General features: G+C 66.6%; 2 protein-coding genes. Both read left to right on the top strand.

Features of this window, described 5'->3' with window-relative positions; genetic code table 11:
- A partial coding sequence (locus AACZ75_RS15555) for a penicillin acylase family protein (protein WP_339874119.1) occupies positions 1-1518 on the top strand: 1518 nt, incomplete at its 5' end.
- A 380-nt stretch (positions 1519-1898) separates the two neighbouring features.
- Positions 1899-2806 (top strand): transposase (locus AACZ75_RS15550; RefSeq protein ID WP_339874118.1); only part of this gene is annotated, 908 nt, incomplete at its 3' end.

Below are 2806 nucleotides of genomic sequence, written 5' to 3'. Positions count from 1 at the left end.
CCGCTGGCGGTGTTCGGCCCGCAAACCAGCTACTTCGTGCCCCAGTTGCTGTTGGAAATGTCGGTGCACGGCGGCGACATCAACAGCCGCGGCATGACCTTCACCGGCCTGCCCTATGTGGTGATCGGGCGCGGCCCGGATTTCGCCTGGAGCGCCACCTCCGGCAGCTCGGACCTCACCGACGTGCGCGTGGTGCGCCTGTGCCAGCCCACCGAGGCGCCGGCCCACGGCGAAGGCGGCTACCAGGTGGGCGGCCAGTGCCGGCCCTTCGATGTGATCGACGAGACCTGGGCGGCGCGCTGGAACCTGGCGGTGCCCACCGACGACCCGGCCACCATCGGCCAGAACGTGGCGGTGCAGCGCCGCGTGATCCGCACCGCCGAGTACGGCCCGGTGATCGGCTTCGCCGCCGTGGGCGGCCAGCCGGTGGCGCTGACCCGCCAGCGCAGCACCTATTTCGCCGAACTGGATACCGCGCTGCCGTTCCTGCAGGCGACCCGCAACGACGTCCACGACGTGCGCAGCTTCCAGGAGGTGTTCAACAACACCACCGGCAGTTTCAACTGGTTCTACATCGACGACCGCGACATCGCCTTTTTCCATTCCGGCCTCTATCCGCGCCGTGCCGCCGGGGTACACCCGGAGCTGCCCAGCTGGGGCAACGGCCAGTTCGACTGGCAGGGCTTCATCGACCTGGAGGCGCACCCCAACGACGCCAACCCGGAGCGCGGCTACCTGGCCAGCTGGAACAACCGCCCGGCCCGCGACTGGTGGGCCGCCGACGCCAACGCCACCTACAGCTCCGCCCACCGCAACGACATGCTCGACGTGCGCCTGCGGGATCTGGTGCAACAGGGCAACGTGACCCGCGCCAACATGGTGGAGGCCATGGGCGACGCGGCGGTGGTCGATCTGCGCGGCCAGGAGGTGCTGCCCAAGGCCCTGGCGCTGCTGCAAAGCACGCCGGTCACCGGCGACGAGGCCTCGGTGGTGGAGATGATGCAGGCCTGGGTGGACGGCGGCGCCTACCGGCGCGACCGGGACGGCGACGGCGAATACGACGCCCAGGCGGAAGTGGCGCTGATGGACGCCTGGTACACCCGCATGATCGAGACGCTGCTGCCGCAGGTCACCGCTCTGGAAGACACGACGGCCGGCAATGTGTCGCTGGTGGGCCGCGACAATGCGCCCGGCGCCGGCGGCTCGGCCTACCAGAACGGCTACTACGGCTACCTGGAGCGGGTGCTGGAACAGGCCCTGGGCAACAGCGCACGGCCCTACCAGCGGTTGCGCTGCGCGGACAGCGACCGCGCCGAGGTCTGCCGCGCCGCCCTGGCGGAAAGCCTGACGCTGGCCCTGGACGATCTCGGCGGCCTGGCGAACAGGGACAACTGGGACGTGGACGAAAGCCTGGACGCCATCCAGCACCGCGCCATCGGGCTCTCCTCGGTGCCGGCGATCCACTGGCAGAACCGCCCCACCTTCCAACAGGTGGTGGAGTTCACCAACCACCGCTAAGCCCCGAGAAACAAAGGATGGTGGGAGCGGGCCTTGCCCGCGAAAGGGAGCGAAGCTCCCGGCAGGATTCCAGAGACGCTGTTGGTACGCGTTAGAAAAGTCTCTGGGATCCTACCGGCCGGCTTCGCCGGCCTTTCGCGGGCTAGGCCCGCTTGTATGGTTTCCCGGCAGGTCTTAAGAAAGAGACTTGTCGGGGTGGAGGGACCAGGTCCGCTTCTGACCGTTGCGTACAGACTGTGGGAGACATGGCCCCACCCCGCACCTTCAAACGCCGATAAGGAATCCATCGGCTGAGCCACCACTCAGACCGACGATAGCTTGCAAGCCAGCGTTACGGTGCGCCCCGACAAGCACGATTAACCTAGCTGAGAGGGCCCATCATGGCAATGCACGCCACCCGTCCCGTCATCGGTATCGACACCGCCAAAGAAGAATTGGTGATCCAGCACGACGATGAGAAACGCCACCTCGCCGTCGACAATAACCCAGCCGCCATCCGCCAATGGTTGGCCGGTCTGCCCAAGGGCTGCGATATCGCCATCGAGGCGACCAGCACCTACCACATGGAGATTACCGAACGGGCCCACGCCAAGGGACACCACGTCTATGTGGTGGATGGCTATCGGCTCAAGAACTATCGAGAAGGCGTCGGCGGCCGGGCCAAGACCGACTTGACCGACGCCCAGCTTCTGGCGCGCTATCTGCGCAAAGAGAAAGACGAATTACGGCGCTGGATGCCGCCGCCCAAGGCCTACCGGACCCTGCAAAGCCTGCTGCGCCGGCGGGCCGCCCTGGTCAAGGCCCGCACCGCCTTGCGCCAAAGCCTGAGCGCGGAGCCCTTGCTGAAAACGGCCCTGGCGACCTTGCTCAAGCAGATCGACCGGATCGACCACCTGATCCAAAAGCGGCTCAGGGAGGCCGCCCACGCCGCAGGCTTGCGCGATCAGGTGCAGCGCTGCCAGGCCATCGATGGCATCGGTGAACTCACCGCCACCGCCTTGGTGATGGCCTTCTTGCGAGGCGACTTCCGGAACAGCGACGCCTTCGTCGCCTTCCTGGGCCTGGATGTGCGCGTACGTGACTCGGGCAAGCTGAAGGGCAAACGTCGATTAACCAAGCAAGGCGACACGGAAGTGCGCCGCCTGTTGCACTGTTCGGCCATGAGCGGCGCACGCCACCCCACCTGGAAAGCCTTTTATCAACGCTATCGGGATCGGGGCCTGAAAACCACACAGGCCCTGGTCATCCTGGCTCGCAAGCTCGCCCGCGTCGCCTTCGCCTTGATGAA

The organism is uncultured Brevundimonas sp. (assembly GCF_963975535.1).
Taxonomy (GTDB): Bacteria; Pseudomonadota; Alphaproteobacteria; order Caulobacterales; family Caulobacteraceae; genus Brevundimonas.
The sequence above is the reverse complement of the archived record's forward strand: the minus strand, read 5'-3'. Positions and strand labels throughout refer to the sequence as shown.